Consider the following 13,687-nt stretch of genomic DNA (forward strand, 5'->3'; position numbering starts at 1 on the left):
TTGTGTTACTGGTGGCCCACAGCCATCAGGTCCCTCCATGATTCCGTCATCTGCTCCCGCATTCGTCGCGGGGCCCCCGCCGCGCCATTTCGCACTCCGCATCGCGCTTCTCTTCTCAGCGCCGCTGATCGTCAACGGTTTCGCGATGCCGTACTTTCCGGTCTGGCTGAGCAGCCTGTCGCTCAGCGACTTCGAAATCGGCATAGTGCTTGCAGTTCCGATGTTCGTCCGGGTCATCACCGCACCACTGGCGGGCGTTCTCGCAGACCGCATCGGCGAGCGGGCGATCGTCCTGATCTGGTCGGGCATCCTGTCCTTCGCCGGGGCAATCGTTCTTTTCTACGCGCAGAGCTTCTGGCCGGTGCTCGTCATCTACACGCTGCAATCGGCGGTTTATTCGCCCTATGTGCCGATCGTTGAGGCGATCGCGCTTTCGGGCGTGCGGCGCTGGGGCTTCGACTATGCGCAGATGCGTGTCTGGGGATCGGTCGCCTTTATCGGGGCGACGATGCTGGGTGGCTGGCTGATCGGAGTCGTCGGCGGGCAGATGGTCCTGCCCGCAATGGCGGCAGGCTTCGCGCTCACCATACTGTTGGCGGTGGCCGCGCCGCGTGTCGGCCGTCCGCGCAGGCCATCACCGATTACCGCAATCACCGAGCCGCCGCCGCAATCGCTCCGCCAGGCGGACCTTCAACTGCTTTTGGTCGGCGTGACGCTGGTCAACAGCAGCCATGCGATGCTCTTCGCCTTCTCTGCCATCTACTGGCAGCATATCGGCTACAGCGGCACGCAGATCGGCATTCTCTGGAGTGCCGGCGTCGCAGCGGAAGTGCTGATGTTCTTCCTTGCCAGGGCGATCGTCCGCCGGTTCAGCGTCTGGACGATGATCTTCTCCGGCTGCGTGCTCGCGGTCGTGCGCTGGCTGATTTTCCCGATGGATCTCGGCTTCTCGGGCTATTTCGTTCTGCAGTGCTTCCACGCCTTCACCTATGCCATCATGCATACGGGCATGCAGCACAAGCTGGTCGAGCGTGTCGCGGAGGAGCAGGAGGCGTCGGCGCAGGGGCTTTACTTTTTCTACACCGGCATCTTCACGGCGATCTTCACCTTTCTGTCGGGCTATTTCTACGCCTGGTTCGGCGTCGACGGCTTCTACTCCATGTCGGTGGTCGCGCTTTCCGGCTGCCTTTTCACTTTCCTCGGCTGGTATCTTCAGCCCCAGAGGCTGGCTTCCGGCGGAAAGACGAGCGAGGCCTCGTAGCGAAGGCCCGGCGTGCGGTCTTTCGAAAGCAGCAGCGGTCCGTCGAGATCCACGAAATCCGCGCCCTGCGCGACAAGCACCGCCGGCGCCATGGCGAGCGAACTGCCGACCATGCAGCCGACCATGATCTTCAGACCGAAGGCTTCGGCTGCAGCGCGCATGCGCAGGGCCTCGGTCAGCCCTCCGGTCTTGTCGAGCTTGATGTTGACCGCATCGTAGCGGCCGACGAGCCTTTCGAGGTCCTCCGTGGCATGCACGCTTTCGTCGGCGCAGACGGGTACGGGGCGGGGCAGGGAGGCGAGTATCTCGTCGCGGCCGGCCGGCAGCGGCTGTTCGATGAGGCTGATGCCGTTCTCGGCGCAGGCGGTGAAATGGGCGGTAAGGTTGGCTGCCGTCCATCCCTCATTGGCGTCGAGAATGATGCGGCTCGCCGGCGCGCCGCTCCTGACGGCGCGAATGCGCGCCGTGTCGTCTGCCGTTCCGACTTTCACCTTGAGAAGCGCGCGATGGGCGTGTTTCGCGGCCTGGGCCCTCATCTCATCCGGTTCGCCGAGCGACAAGGTGTAGGCGGTGGTCAAAGGCGTCGGCCCGGCTATTCCGGCGAGCGCGGCAGCGGAGCTTCCACTGCGCTTTGCCTCGAGATCCCACAGGGCGCAGTCGACCGCGTTTCGAGCGGCGCCGGCCTTCATCGCCTTCTGCAGGTCGGTGCGTGTCATACCCTCTTCGATGAGCGGTCGTACGGTCTCGATGGCGCTCAGCACCGACTCGACCGATTCGCCGTAGCGGGCATAGGGAACGCACTCGCCCCAACCCGATAGCTCGCCGTCGGTAACGCGGCAGGTGACGACGCTTGCCGTGGTTTTCGAGCCGCGCGAAATGGTGAAAGCCCCGGCGATCGGGAAATGTTCGACGGTGGCTGTAAGAGAAATCGGCATAGAAACCCCTTGACTTCATCCGCTCCGGACCGCGGGCGGCGGACTTTCGCGAAGCTTCCGGCCCATTGTGTCATTTCTGTCGCACCAAGGGCACTGTACGACTTTGAATTCCCGCATGATTTTGTCATCAATTCGATTCTGGTTTAAGAGACTATGCGGAGAACGAACTGAAAGACCGATATCACGTGACGCGTGCCCAAACAGAGACCGCTGCCGACGTCGTCGTCGATGAGGGCGCCGCCGGAAACGGTCGGCGCTATGTGTTCAGCGGCGACTGGCGGCACGAGACCGCGGAGGAGATGGCCGCCAAGCTGAAGCGGCTTGAAAAGCCCTCCGATGGGCAGAGCGAGTTTGACTTCTCCGGCATCACCGCGATGGACACGGCCGGTGCGTGGATCATTCGCCGCTTCATGCACGGGGCAGCCGACGACGTCCGGTTCACGGGCGGCGAGCGTTATGCCGAACTGGTCCGCGCACTGCCGAAGCAACTGCGCAGCCCGGAAGAGAGTGGTACCAGAATGCCGCTTTTTCAGCGGCTGTTTACGCCCGTGGGTGAGCTGACGGTCTCCATCTGGACCGACACGGTAGCGGCCATGTACATCCTGGGGTCTGCGGTACGCGGCGCGCAGATGAAGCTCGGGCGTCACGCGGGCGTTTCGCCTGCTGCGATCGTCCATCAGATCGACCGCATGGGCGTCATGGCGACGCCCATTATCACCCTGATGTCTTTCCTGATCGGCGCCATCATCGCGCAACAGGGAGCGTTCCAGCTCCGTTCTTTCGGAGCGGAAATTTTCGTCGTCGATCTCGTCGGCATCCTGCAATTGCGCGAGATCGGCGTGTTGCTGACCGCGATCATGATCGCCGGTCGGTCGGGCAGCGCGATTACCGCCGAGATCGGCTCCATGAAGATGCGCGAAGAGGTCGACGCGCTCAAGGTCATGGGCTTGAGTCCCGTCGGCGTTCTCGTCTTTCCACGTCTCGTGGCGCTGACGATTGTCTTGCCGCTCCTGACGATCATTGCGAACTTCGCCGCCCTTGCCGGCGCCGCCATGGTGGCATGGGCCTATTCCGACATCACGATCCCGACCTTTTTGGCGCGGCTGCAGGAAGCTGTCGATTTCTCCTCGGTCGCGGCCGGTATGATCAAGGCCCCCTTCATGGCCCTGATCATCGGCGTCGTTGCCGCGGTCGAGGGACTGAAGGTCGGCGGCAGCGCCGAGTCGCTCGGGCGGCGTGTGACCTCCTCCGTCGTCAAATCCATATTCGTCGTGATTCTGATCGACGGATTGTTCGCCATGTTCTACGCGGCAATCGATTTCTGAGGTAGGCGAACATGGTTCAAGCGGTCATCGAAAAGCAAGCGGATGCGAGGGACAAGCGAGAGGCGGTTCTCTCCGTGCGCGATCTGACCGTCGGCTTCGGGGACCATGTGGTTCTCGACAATCTCAATCTCGAAGTGCTGCGTGGTGAAATCCTCGGCTTCGTCGGCGCCTCTGGTACCGGGAAGTCCGTACTGATGCGCACGGTCCTTCGGCTTCTGCCCAAGCGTTCCGGCACGATCGAAATTCTAGGCGCCGACTACGACAAAATGGGCGAGGCCGAGCGCATCGCACTCGACATGCGCCTCGGCGTGCTGTTCCAGCACGGCGCGCTTTTCTCGGCTCTGACGGTGCGTGAGAACATCCAGGTGCCGATGCGCGAATATCTGGATCTGCCGCAGGACCTGATGGACGAACTCGCCCGCCTGAAAATCGAACTGGTCGGCCTCGCACCGGAGGCCGCGGAAAAATACCCCTCGGAGCTTTCCGGCGGCATGATCAAGCGCGCGGCGCTTGCGCGCGCGCTTGCGCTCGATCCCGATCTCGTCTTTCTCGATGAGCCGACATCCGGACTCGATCCGATCGGTGCCGCGGAGTTCGACGAGTTGATCGCCAAGCTGCGGGACACGCTTGGATTGACCGTGTATATGGTGACGCACGATCTGGACAGCCTGTTTTCGGTCTGTGACCGGATCGCGGTGCTCGGCAACAAGCGCGTTCTCGTCGAAGGCACCATCGAGGATATGCTCGCCTGTGACGAGCCCTGGGTGAAGTCGTATTTCCGGGGCAAGCGCGCAAGGGCGATCGTGCGCGAGCAGGATTGAGACGAGAATGCGGGAGGCGGGGGAGCTACGGCGAGCCTGCTCGCAGAATGACATGAACAGGCGGCAAGGACCGCAAAGGTAGGTAATGCCGATGGAAACTAAAGCGAATTATGCCATTGTCGGCTTCTTCACCGTCCTGGTCATCGCCGCGGCCTTCGGCTTCGTCTATTGGATGTCGCAATATGGGCGAACCGGCCAGATGGTCGAACTCGTCGTCAACATTCCCGGGTCGGCCAATGGTCTGTCGGTGGGCTCACCGGTGCGCTTCAACGGCATCAACGTCGGCAGCGTGCGCAATCTTGCGATCGATGCCAATGATCCTCGCTATTCGATTGCGATCACCGAAGTCTCGGCCGATGCGCCGGTCATGAAATCCACAACGGCGACGCTCGAGGTGCAGGGGCTGACGGGAGCGGCCTATATCGAGCTCAGCGGCGGTCGCAAGGGGGACGAGAATATCCTCAAGACCGCGCTGGAAAACGGCACTCAGGCGCATATCCTTGCCGATCAGTCGAGCGTCACCAGCCTGTTGGCGACCGCGGACCAGATCCTCGACCGCGCGAATTCGGCGATCACGGATATCCAGAGCTTCGTCACCGACGTGCGTGGCCCGCTGACGGCCACCATCGGCAACGCGGAGCGCTTTTCCAAGGCGCTGGCGGACAATTCCGGTGCGATCGACCAGTTCCTGAAAAGCGTCGAACAACTGTCCGGCTCCGTCAATGCAGCATCGAAGAAGCTCGATGATACGCTTGCGAGCGCCGACAGGCTGATCAAGTCGGTCGACCCGAAGAAGATAGACAACATCGTCAGCAATGCCGAGCAGGTGAGCAACAATCTGAAGGATGCTTCAGGCGGGGTATCGGAAGCGATCGCCGGATTCCGGCGCACGGTGGAAACCTACGATCAGTTCGGCAAGAGTGCGCAACAGACGTTGAAGCGGGTCGATACACTGGTGGCCGCCGTCGACGCGCAGAAGGTCGGGCTGGTCGTCAACGATATCACGGCCGCGAGTGCGGACGCCCGCAAGATCGCCGCGCAGGTTTCGGCCTTTGCCGAGAAGATTTCCGCCCGTCAGGGGGACATCGATCAGACGATCACCGATTTCACGCAAATGTCCAACAAGCTGAATGCGGCATCGAACCGGGTCGACAGCATCCTGGTGAAGATCGACGGCTTCCTCGGCGACGCGGACGCTCCGTCGCTTTCTGCGCAGGCACGCGAAACGCTCGAGTCCTTCCGGCGGGTGGCGGAGAACCTGAATGCGCAACTGGGCCCGATAGCCGAAAATCTCAAGCGTTTCTCCAATTCGGGACTGCGGGACGTCGAGGCGCTCGTCGGCGACACGCGTCGCACGGTTCAAAGCCTGCAGAATACGATTTCCGAGTTCGATAAAAATCCGCAGCGGCTTCTGTTCGGCGGCGAAACGGTTAAGCAATATGATGGCCGCACGCGTCGGTGATTCGTTTATCGAGGGTCGCGGGCAGGTTGCGTTGAGGGCGGGAAGCTGAACGGCGCCGCGTTGCTAGGGGATATTTGGCGTATGGGTTTTCCGGGTCTGGTAGGTTTTCGTGGCGCGAGAGCGGCCCGGTCTGCGGTGGTTCTTGCATTGGCGGCGACGCTGGCGGGGTGCGGCTCGCGCCAGGCGGCCAACGACACGTTCAGTCTGGCGTCCGTTCCTGCGGTGGAGCGTCCGGGAGCCACGAACCGCCAGCTTCTCGTGCCTGAACCGACGGCGCTGAAGACCCTGGGCAGCGACCAGATCGTCGTTCGTCTTTCGAGGTCGGAACTGCAATACCTCGCCAGGGCCCAATGGGGAGACAATCTGCCGCGCATGGTGCAGGACAGGCTCGTCCAGACCTTCGATAACACCGGCAGGATTCGCGTCGGTAAACCCGGCCAAGGGCTGGCCATCGATTATCAATTGATAACCGAGCTCAGAGCCTTCGAAATATCCACCGATGGTCCGGCAACGGCGGTCGTCGAGATATTCGCCAAGCTACTGGACGACCGGAACGGCACCGTCCGCAAACAGCAGGCCTTCCGCGCCGTCGTGCCCGTGCGTGGCGCCGGCAATCCCGCCTTCGTCACCGCACTCGACGCCGCTTTCGCCAGGGTCGCGGCCGACATCGTCGGCTGGACGCTCAGCTCCATCTGAGGGAAGCCGTCTCTCTGATGATTATTTCTGATCTGAGATCAGCCGCATTGGGTAGCTGAGGGGCCGCTCACCCGCGCCCCGCCTTCGCGAGTTCGATGCGATTGACCACCTCGGCGACCCCTTCGACCGATAGGGCCGCCTCCTGGGCGCGGGCGATCTCCTCTTCGGTCGCCACCGTACCGGCGAGCAGGATCGTACTGCCCGAGCCCGTCACCGTGACCTCTATGGCGTCGAGGCCCGGCGCGACCGCAAGACAATGAGCGACCCGACGCTCGAGTTCGGCCGGATCTTCGGCAGGCAGCCTCTCGGGGTCATCGCCGAAGAATGTCCGTTTCTTGAAGACCATGCGTGGCTCCTTCTCTCCTGGAGAGGGAAACGCCGACGCGGCGCATTTGTTCGCCGCTTCAACGATGGTCGAATAAGCTGCGATTCACGGCCAGCGTACGAGTGGGGGCAGGGAGGAGAGGATCGACTCCACGTTGCCACCCGTCCTGAGACCGAAGATCGTGCCGCGGTCGTAAAGCAGGTTGAACTCGACGTACCGGCCGCGGCGCACGAGCTGTTCGTTTCGATCCTGTTCGGTCCAGGGCTTGTGGAAATTCGTCCGGACGATTCGCGGATAGACGAGTGCGAAGGCTTTGCCGACATCGCGCGTGAAGGCGAAATCCGCGTCCCAACCGCCGAGCTCCTCCGCAGAGCGAAGCCAATCGTAGAAGATCCCGCCGGTGCCGCGCGGTTCGTTCCGGTGTTTCAGGTAGAAATACTCGTCGCACCACTGCTTGAATTTTGCATGATCGGCGACGGGGTGCCGATTGCAGGCGATCTCCATGGCACGATGAAAAAGGACGGTATCCGGATCGGTCATGATGCGCCGGCGGTCCAGGACCGGCGTGAGGTCCGCGCCGCCGCCGAACCAATTGCTGGTGGTCACGACCATGCGCGTGTTCATGTGCACGGCAGGGACATTGGGGTTGACCGGGTGGGCGATCAGCGAAATGCCGGATGCCCAGAAGCGCGGATCTTCGCTCGCGCCGGGAATCTGGTCGCGGAACTCCGGCGAGAACTCGCCGAAGACGGTGGAGGTGTGAACCCCCACTTTCTCGAAGACGCGCCCTTCCATCATGGACATGCGACCGCCGCCGCCGGCACCTTCCTCGCGCAGCCAGTCCTTGGCGACGAAACGGCCTGCCGGACGATCCGACAGCGGACCTGTCAAATCGTCCTCGATCGCCTCGAAGGCGGCGCAGATCGTGTCGCGGAGGCTTTCGAACCAAGCCTTCGCCGCTGCCTTCTTGTCTTCGATGTCGGCCGGCAGGCCCTGTGGCAGTTGCGGTCTTTCCATGGGGATGCACTTCCGTTCGCGGATTTCCCTGCTGAAAACCGCCGATTCGATGTCGCCGCCACAGTCCATATTTTCAGCGGCTTGGCAACGGTGCCACGGCGACAGCGACAGTCTACCGCAATCAGGGCCTCAGCGGAGGATCGGGACAAATGACTGGCAATAATGCGGCGCTCATCCTATCTTTTCGCCAGAGGTATGGCCCATGGCGAAGATACCCCCAGGACCGCCGCTGGACGGCTTGCGGCGCCAGATCGCCCGGCATCGCCGGGAGCATCCCACACGAAGAGACGGGCTTTTCGTGCGCGAGACGTTTCGGCTCGAGCGCGACGCCGCGCGGGCCAAGGCGCGGGAGTGGTTCGATACCTGGCCAAAGGCTGCCTATTGGACCGAAGTCGAGAGCTGGCGCCAGCTCGAAGGCGGCGAGATCGAGTTCACGATGCGCCGTCTCCCGAGCGCAGACTGATCGCCCCCCGATCCCGCCGCTGATACGACAGGCAAGAAAATCTTTGGCCATCGATAATAGCGTGGCCAAGGTCATGGCGGCGCGATAAATCATTTTGTGTCTCCCTCTCGCTATTGCGCGTATTCCCGAACCTGCCCCGATGCCCGTTCTCCGTTCCATCATCGTGCTCTCCATCACCCAGATCATCGCCTGGGGAGCGATGTTCATGTTCGTCTCTGTGACGGCGGTCGGAATGGCGAACGATCTTCTCCTGAGGCCTTCGGCCATCTATCTCGGCCCGACCGTCATGCTGGTCGCGATGGCCTTCTGCTCACCGCTGCTTGCGCCGATCTACGCGCGCCACGGGGCGCGGCTCGTGCTCGCTTTCGGTTCGGCGGCCGCGGCTCCGGGGCTGTGGCTGCTGGCCGGCGCCGGAGGTCCGGTTTCCTATTTTGCGGCCTGGGGCATTCTTGGTCTGGCCGGGGCGGCAGCTCTCACGACGTCGGCTCAGGTGTTCCTGACAGAGATCGCGGGCGAGGGCGCGCGTCGTGCCATCGGGGCGCAGATGCTCGCCATGGCGCTCGCACCCACGATCGCCTGGCCGGTCACGACTTTCTGCGAGGCGGCTCTCGGTTGGCGCGGCACATTCGTCCTTTATGGCGCGGTGATGCTCCTCGCCTGCGCGCCCTTGCATTTTTTCGCCTTGCCCAGAGGCGAGCCGCCAAAATGCGATCCCCGGATCGCCCAATCGAATCGATCCGCGTCGCCGGCTGTTCGTCGCCAGTGGCGCGTCGTTGCCCTGATCACGGCGGCGGTCGCGCTCAACGGCTTTGTTACCTGGGGTTTTCAGCTTGTGGTGATCGATCTTTTCCGCAGCTTTGCCGTGCCCGGCTATCTGGCGGTCGGCTTCGGATCGGCCATCGGTTTCATCCAGCTCTCGGCGCGGCTTTTCGATTTCCTCGGCGGCAATCGCTGGGACGGCTTGACGACGGGCTTGGTTGCCGCGGCGATCATGCCGCCGGCACTGCTGGCGCTCGCGCTTGGGCAAGGGGCGGAATGGTCGATCGTTCTCTTCCTCGTGCTCTATGGCCTTTCAAGCGGCGCCATGTCCGTCAGCCGGGCGACGATGCCGCTCGTCTTCTTTTCCTCTACGGAATATGGGGCGGTGGTGGCGCGCCTCGGCCTGCCGCTCAACCTGGCTTTCGCCGCCGCCCCGCCGTTCTTTTCGTTCCTGCTTGGCGAGGCGGGCAACAGGTGGACGCTGGCATTTGCGCTTCTCTGCTCCCTCGGTGCATTGGCCAGCATGGCTCTGCTCTCCCGTATGAGGCCTGCGCAGTCGGGTCAGCCGGCTAACTCGCGTCATGCTCCGGCCCATCGGCGGGATCGATGAGGCGCGGCCCCGTTCCTTCGGAGGCAAGGACGTCCCATGGATTGCGCAAGGGACAGTCGCGCATCGACAGGCAACCGCAGCCAATGCAGCCTGTGAGCTGATCGCGCAGCGCCGTCAGCTTGGCGATCCGCTCGTCGAGCTGCTGCCGCCAGGTCTTCGAGAGCCGTCCCCAGTCGTCGACCGTCAGCGGCCGGTCGTCGGGGAGCACCGACAGGGCCGACTGGATCTCGGCAAGCGGGATACCCGTACGCTGGGCAACCTTGATCACGGCCACCCGCCTCAGGACGGAACGCGGGTAGCGCCGCTGATTGCCCCGGCTGCGATTGCTGCGGATGAGGCCCTTGGTCTCGTAGAAATGAAGCGTCGACACCGCGAGGCCGCTGCGTTCGGCCACTTCGCCGACCGTCAGCTCGCGCTTGATATCATTGGGTCTGTCTTTTTTCACGGCTGCTATTGACCTCAACTATAGTTGAGGTTCTATAGCATGAGCTCCCTGCAACCGACAACATGGAGCCGACATAGCATGACTGAAAAGATGACCCTTGCCCTGATCTACGGCAGCGCACGGCAGGGCCGTTTCTGCGACACGGTCGCGAGCTGGCTCATTCGTGAGCTCGAGACGTCCGACGTGTTCAGCCTGACGATCATCGATCCCGTCAGAATGAAAAGCGCTCGCGGTGACAAATCCGCCGGTCCAGCCGAGTGGATGGAGCGGAAGGTCGCCGAAGCGGACGCATTCATCGTCATCACTCCGGAGTACAACCACGGCTACCCGGCGGCGTTGAAGGAGATGATCGATGCGGTCTATGAGCCCTGGCACGCAAAGCCGGTAGCCTTCGTTTCCTATGGCGGCGCATCGGGCGGCATACGGGCCGTCGAACAATTGCGGCAGGTCTTCGGCGAATTGCACGCCGTCACCCTTCGCGACGGCATCTCCTTCGCCAAGGCCTGGTCGAAGTTCGATGCGGCGGGCAATCTCTACAAACCGGAAGAGATGCGTGCGCCACTATTCCTGATGATCGACCGGCTGACCTGGTGGGCGCGCACCCTGAAATACGCACGCAAGGCAACGCCCTACAACGAGATCGCCGCATGACCGCCGTCAGGACGCCGGATCCGGGTACAGTTGACGGCCGCCGCTCGTTTCGGCTCAGAAGGCGCCGGTCTGCCGCAGCGCTTCTCCGGCGATCATGGCGGTTGCCATGGCGATGTTGAGCGAACGCTGGCCGGGCGCCATCGGTATGAGGATGCGCGCGTCGGCCCGTTCGTGGACGTGATCGGGAACCCCGGCGCTTTCCCTGCCGAAGAGAAGGACGTCGTCCGGCCGGAAGCTGAAGCGCGTATAGGGGGCGGCCGCCTTGGTGGAGGCGAGCACCAGGCGTCTGCCGGTGCTCGACCGCCATGTTTCGAAACGCTCCCAGCTGACGTGCCGAGTCATGGTCACCGCCGCGATATAGTCCATTCCCGCACGCTTGAGATTGCGGTCCGAAAGATCGAAACCGGCAGGCTCGATGATGTCGACCGAAAGACCGAGGCAGGCGGCGAGCCGCAGGATCGTTCCGGTATTCCCTGGAATGTCAGGCTGGTAAAGGGCGATGCGGAGGTCGTTCATGCGGCTGTCGATAGAATAGATTGGAGCGTGGGAGTGATCGATGTCGGTTCCTATGCCACCGATCGGCCTCGCGATCCATGGTCGGGTGTACTCCGAAACGATTCATTCGGGGCCGCTTCTTTTGCCGCCGCTAATTTGTGCCGTATTGGCAACAGACCAACGGCCGGCGAAAAAATGGTCAAGAAAATGCCTGCGACAATCTGGCATGGCAGCACGAATAAGGTTAAAGCTCTGTCCTCTTCAACGCGAACCGAAGGAGGCATGCATGACTGTTCTGATGTTGACGCGCCTCCCACGAGTAACACGGCCTTTCCTGGCCTGACCGGTTCCGCGCCTCTGCTTTTTTCGATCGAGCGATGCGCGCTCCGGTTCATCCGGGGTCATGCTCCGCTCGCGGGCGTCGTTTCCGGGTTGTATTTTTCAAGATAAAGAATGCGGGGCGACCCGCTTTCCTTCAAGCTATCTGAAGGGGCTAGACAATGTTCGGCTGGTTTGAATCCCGCCTCGATCCTTATCCGACGGAGGAGCCGAAGCTCCCGCCAAAAGGTCTCTTTGCCTTTTGCTGGCACTATACCAGGCCCGCGGCTCCGTGGCTCTTGATCATGTCGATCTGCACCATGCTGATCGCGATCGGCGAAGTGGCCTTGTTCCAGTTCCTGGGCAATGTGGTCGATTGGCTGTCCACCGCTGACCGCGAAACCTTTCTTGCGACCGAAGGCGGCAGGCTCGCCTGGATGGCAGCCCTCATTCTTATCGGTCTGCCGGGGCTGGTCGCCCTCGACTCCTTCGTGATGCATCAGGTGTTGCTCGGCAATTATCCGATGATCGCGCGGTGGCAGATGCATCGCTATCTGCTCAGGCAGAGCATGACGTTCTTCGCCAACGAGTTTGCCGGGCGCGTGGCCACGAAGGTCATGCAGACGTCGCTTGCGGTCCGTGAAACGGTGATGAAGATCCTCGACGTCTTCGTCTATGTGGTGAGTTATTTCGCGACGATGCTGATCGTCGTGGCGGCCGCGGATTGGCGCCTCGTGATGCCGCTCGGGCTGTGGCTCGTCATCTATATCGTGATCGTCACCTATTTCGTTCCGCGGCTGCAGAAGATCTCCAAGGAACAGGCCGACGCGCGCTCGATGATGACCGGACGCATCGTCGACAGCTACACCAATATCGGGACCGTCAAGCTTTTCTCCCATGCAGGGCGGGAGGAGACATACGCCCGCGCGGGCATGGACGAATTCCTGAGCACCGTGTACCGGCAGATGCGGAAGGTCACGCTCTTCCACATATTCGTCTACGCAAACAACTGTATCGCCCTTTTTTCCGTCGGCGCTCTCGGAATCTATCTGTGGCTGACGAGCGGAATCTCGATCGGCGCGATCGCCGTCGCGATCGGTCTTGCCATGCGCGTCAACGGCATGTCGCAATGGATCATGTGGGAAGTTTCGGCGCTGTTCGAGAATATCGGCACTGTCTATGACGGCATGGGCATGATGACCAAGTCGCACGACATCGTCGACAAGCCGGCTGCCGTGACGCTCAAGGCCGACCAGGGTGCGATCAGCTTCGAAGACATCCGCTTCCATTATGGCAAGGCCAAGGGCGTCATAGACCGGCTATCACTCGATATCCGGCCCGGCGAGAAGATCGGGCTGGTCGGCCGCTCCGGCGCCGGCAAGACGACCTTGATGAACCTGCTTCTGCGCTTCTACGATCTGGAATCCGGCGCGATCCGGATCGACGGCGTGGACATCTCGACCGTCACCCAGGACAGCCTGCGTTCGCAGATCGGCGTCGTGACGCAGGACACGTCGCTCCTGCATCGCTCCATTCGCGACAACATCGCCTATGGGCATCCGCAGGCAAGCGACGACGACATCATCGCCGCCGCGAAGAAAGCGAATGCATGGGATTTCATCCAGACGCTCGAAGACAATCTGGGCAGGCGAGGGCTCGACGCTCAGGTCGGCGAACGCGGGGTCAAGCTTTCGGGCGGCCAGCGGCAAAGGATTGCGATCGCCCGCGTTTTCCTGAAGGACGCACCGATCCTCATCCTCGACGAAGCGACGTCTGCGCTCGACTCGGAGGTGGAGGCGGCTATTCAGGAAAATCTCTTCGCACTGATGTCCGGCAAGACGGTGATCGCCATCGCGCATCGCCTGTCCACGCTGACGGAGATGGATCGCCTGGTCATCCTCGAAGCCGGCCGGATCGTCGAGACCGGTTCTCACAACGAGCTCGTCGCCAGGCGCGGCATTTATGCCGATCTCTGGTCGCGCCAGTCCGGCGGCTTCATCGCCGACGAGGTCGAAAAGGAGGAGGCGGCGGAGTAATCCGCCGCCTCCCGCTCCACCGCCGGCTCCGCGTTCAGCGGGCCGGAGTTACGCAATCGTAATGGGTG

General features: G+C 62.4%; 14 protein-coding genes. 9 read left to right on the forward strand and 5 right to left on the reverse strand.

The features are described 5' to 3' along the window. Positions 1-37 precede the first annotated feature (37 nt). Positions 38-1,261 (forward strand): MFS transporter, encoded by a 1,224-nt coding sequence (locus tag CN933_RS04290; RefSeq protein ID WP_018095131.1) that lies wholly within the window; start codon positions 38-40, stop codon positions 1,259-1,261. Here CN933_RS04290 and dgcA read toward each other — a convergent pair. Further along, on the reverse strand, positions 1,213-2,196 hold the full coding sequence (gene dgcA, locus CN933_RS04295; RefSeq protein WP_018095130.1) for an N-acetyl-D-Glu racemase DgcA: 984 nt from the start codon (positions 2,194-2,196) through the stop codon (positions 1,213-1,215). The two genes, CN933_RS04290 and dgcA, sit on opposite strands and share 49 nt — an antisense overlap. A gap of 185 nt (positions 2,197-2,381) precedes the next feature. Between dgcA and CN933_RS04300 the strand changes: the two genes are divergently transcribed. The 4 genes from CN933_RS04300 (at position 2,382) to CN933_RS04315 (ending at position 6,500) form a co-directional block, all read left to right on the forward strand. Next, positions 2,382-3,521 carry an ABC transporter permease gene (locus tag CN933_RS04300; RefSeq protein WP_018095129.1) on the forward strand — a complete coding sequence of 380 codons (1,140 nt, stop codon included), beginning with the start codon at positions 2,382-2,384 and terminating at the stop codon, positions 3,519-3,521. Between the two features lie 11 nt (positions 3,522-3,532). Further along, a complete protein-coding gene (locus CN933_RS04305; protein WP_018095128.1) occupies positions 3,533-4,342 on the forward strand; it encodes an ABC transporter ATP-binding protein in 810 nt (269 codons plus the stop codon). A gap of 91 nt (positions 4,343-4,433) precedes the next feature. Continuing rightward, on the forward strand, positions 4,434-5,804 hold the full coding sequence (locus tag CN933_RS04310) for an MlaD family protein (protein ID WP_026168611.1): 1,371 nt from the start codon (positions 4,434-4,436) through the stop codon (positions 5,802-5,804). Positions 5,805-5,885: 81 nt separating this feature from the next. Then, the gene (locus tag CN933_RS04315) at positions 5,886-6,500 is read left to right on the forward strand and encodes an ABC-type transport auxiliary lipoprotein family protein (protein ID WP_018095126.1); all 615 of its coding nucleotides are present in this window, start codon (positions 5,886-5,888) and stop codon (positions 6,498-6,500) included. Positions 6,501-6,567: 67 nt separating this feature from the next. On the opposite strand, the gene CN933_RS04320 is transcribed toward CN933_RS04315, so the two are convergent. Next, on the reverse strand, positions 6,568-6,846 hold the full coding sequence (locus CN933_RS04320; RefSeq protein ID WP_018095125.1) for a BON domain-containing protein: 279 nt from the start codon (positions 6,844-6,846) through the stop codon (positions 6,568-6,570). A gap of 84 nt (positions 6,847-6,930) precedes the next feature. Then, complete coding sequence (gene hemF / locus CN933_RS04325) at positions 6,931-7,842, reverse strand: oxygen-dependent coproporphyrinogen oxidase (RefSeq protein WP_026168610.1); 912 nt, start codon at positions 7,840-7,842, stop codon at positions 6,931-6,933. A 202-nt stretch (positions 7,843-8,044) separates the two neighbouring features. Here hemF and CN933_RS04330 point away from each other — a divergent pair, with 202 nt between their 5' ends. Together CN933_RS04330 and CN933_RS04335 are read left to right on the forward strand one after the other, a co-directional pair. Then, entirely contained in the window at positions 8,045-8,305 is a 261-nt protein-coding gene (locus tag CN933_RS04330) for a hypothetical protein (RefSeq protein WP_003534130.1), read from the forward strand. Between the two features lie 139 nt (positions 8,306-8,444). Next, positions 8,445-9,674, forward strand: coding sequence for an MFS transporter (locus CN933_RS04335; RefSeq protein ID WP_018095123.1), 1,230 nt, complete (start codon positions 8,445-8,447; stop codon positions 9,672-9,674). On the opposite strand, the gene soxR is transcribed toward CN933_RS04335, so the two are convergent. Further along, positions 9,634-10,119, reverse strand: coding sequence for a redox-sensitive transcriptional activator SoxR (gene soxR, locus CN933_RS04340; RefSeq protein ID WP_018095122.1), 486 nt, complete (start codon positions 10,117-10,119; stop codon positions 9,634-9,636). The genes CN933_RS04335 and soxR overlap by 41 nt on opposite strands. A 78-nt stretch (positions 10,120-10,197) precedes the next feature. Here soxR and CN933_RS04345 point away from each other — a divergent pair, with 78 nt between their 5' ends. Further along, positions 10,198-10,770 carry an NADPH-dependent FMN reductase gene (locus tag CN933_RS04345; RefSeq protein WP_010969495.1) on the forward strand — a complete coding sequence of 191 codons (573 nt, stop codon included), beginning with the start codon at positions 10,198-10,200 and terminating at the stop codon, positions 10,768-10,770. A 54-nt stretch (positions 10,771-10,824) separates the two neighbouring features. On the opposite strand, the gene CN933_RS04350 is transcribed toward CN933_RS04345, so the two are convergent. Then, positions 10,825-11,286, reverse strand: coding sequence for a tRNA (cytidine(34)-2'-O)-methyltransferase (locus CN933_RS04350; RefSeq protein ID WP_018095121.1), 462 nt, complete (start codon positions 11,284-11,286; stop codon positions 10,825-10,827). A 479-nt stretch (positions 11,287-11,765) separates the two neighbouring features. Between CN933_RS04350 and CN933_RS04355 the strand changes: the two genes are divergently transcribed. Beyond that, positions 11,766-13,619: an ABC transporter ATP-binding protein gene (locus tag CN933_RS04355; RefSeq protein ID WP_102761309.1), complete on the forward strand. Its 1,854-nt coding sequence runs from the start codon at positions 11,766-11,768 to the stop codon at positions 13,617-13,619. The last annotated feature ends 68 nt before the right edge of the window (positions 13,620-13,687 follow it).

The sequence above is a fragment of the Sinorhizobium sp. M4_45 genome (assembly GCF_002885915.1).
Taxonomy (GTDB): domain Bacteria; phylum Pseudomonadota; class Alphaproteobacteria; order Rhizobiales; family Rhizobiaceae; genus Sinorhizobium; species Sinorhizobium meliloti_A.

Bases quoted from the DNA above. Each gene is read 5' to 3' on its own strand.
- CN933_RS04315 (WP_018095126.1), top strand. From the start codon at position 5,886: ATGGGTTTTCCGGGTCTGGTAGGTTTTCGTGGCGCGAGAGCGGCCCGG.
- CN933_RS04290 (WP_018095131.1), top strand. From the start codon at position 38: ATGATTCCGTCATCTGCTCCCGCATTCGTCGCGGGGCCCCCGCCGCGC.
- CN933_RS04320 (WP_018095125.1), bottom strand. From the start codon at position 6,846: ATGGTCTTCAAGAAACGGACATTCTTCGGCGATGACCCCGAGAGGCTG.
- CN933_RS04310 (WP_026168611.1), top strand. From the start codon at position 4,434: ATGGAAACTAAAGCGAATTATGCCATTGTCGGCTTCTTCACCGTCCTG.
- CN933_RS04330 (WP_003534130.1), top strand. From the start codon at position 8,045: ATGGCGAAGATACCCCCAGGACCGCCGCTGGACGGCTTGCGGCGCCAG.
- CN933_RS04355 (WP_102761309.1), top strand. From the start codon at position 11,766: ATGTTCGGCTGGTTTGAATCCCGCCTCGATCCTTATCCGACGGAGGAG.
- dgcA (WP_018095130.1), bottom strand. From the start codon at position 2,196: ATGCCGATTTCTCTTACAGCCACCGTCGAACATTTCCCGATCGCCGGG.
- CN933_RS04345 (WP_010969495.1), top strand. From the start codon at position 10,198: ATGACTGAAAAGATGACCCTTGCCCTGATCTACGGCAGCGCACGGCAG.
- hemF (WP_026168610.1), bottom strand. From the start codon at position 7,842: ATGGAAAGACCGCAACTGCCACAGGGCCTGCCGGCCGACATCGAAGAC.
- CN933_RS04305 (WP_018095128.1), top strand. From the start codon at position 3,533: ATGGTTCAAGCGGTCATCGAAAAGCAAGCGGATGCGAGGGACAAGCGA.
- CN933_RS04335 (WP_018095123.1), top strand. From the start codon at position 8,445: ATGCCCGTTCTCCGTTCCATCATCGTGCTCTCCATCACCCAGATCATC.
- CN933_RS04350 (WP_018095121.1), bottom strand. From the start codon at position 11,286: ATGAACGACCTCCGCATCGCCCTTTACCAGCCTGACATTCCAGGGAAT.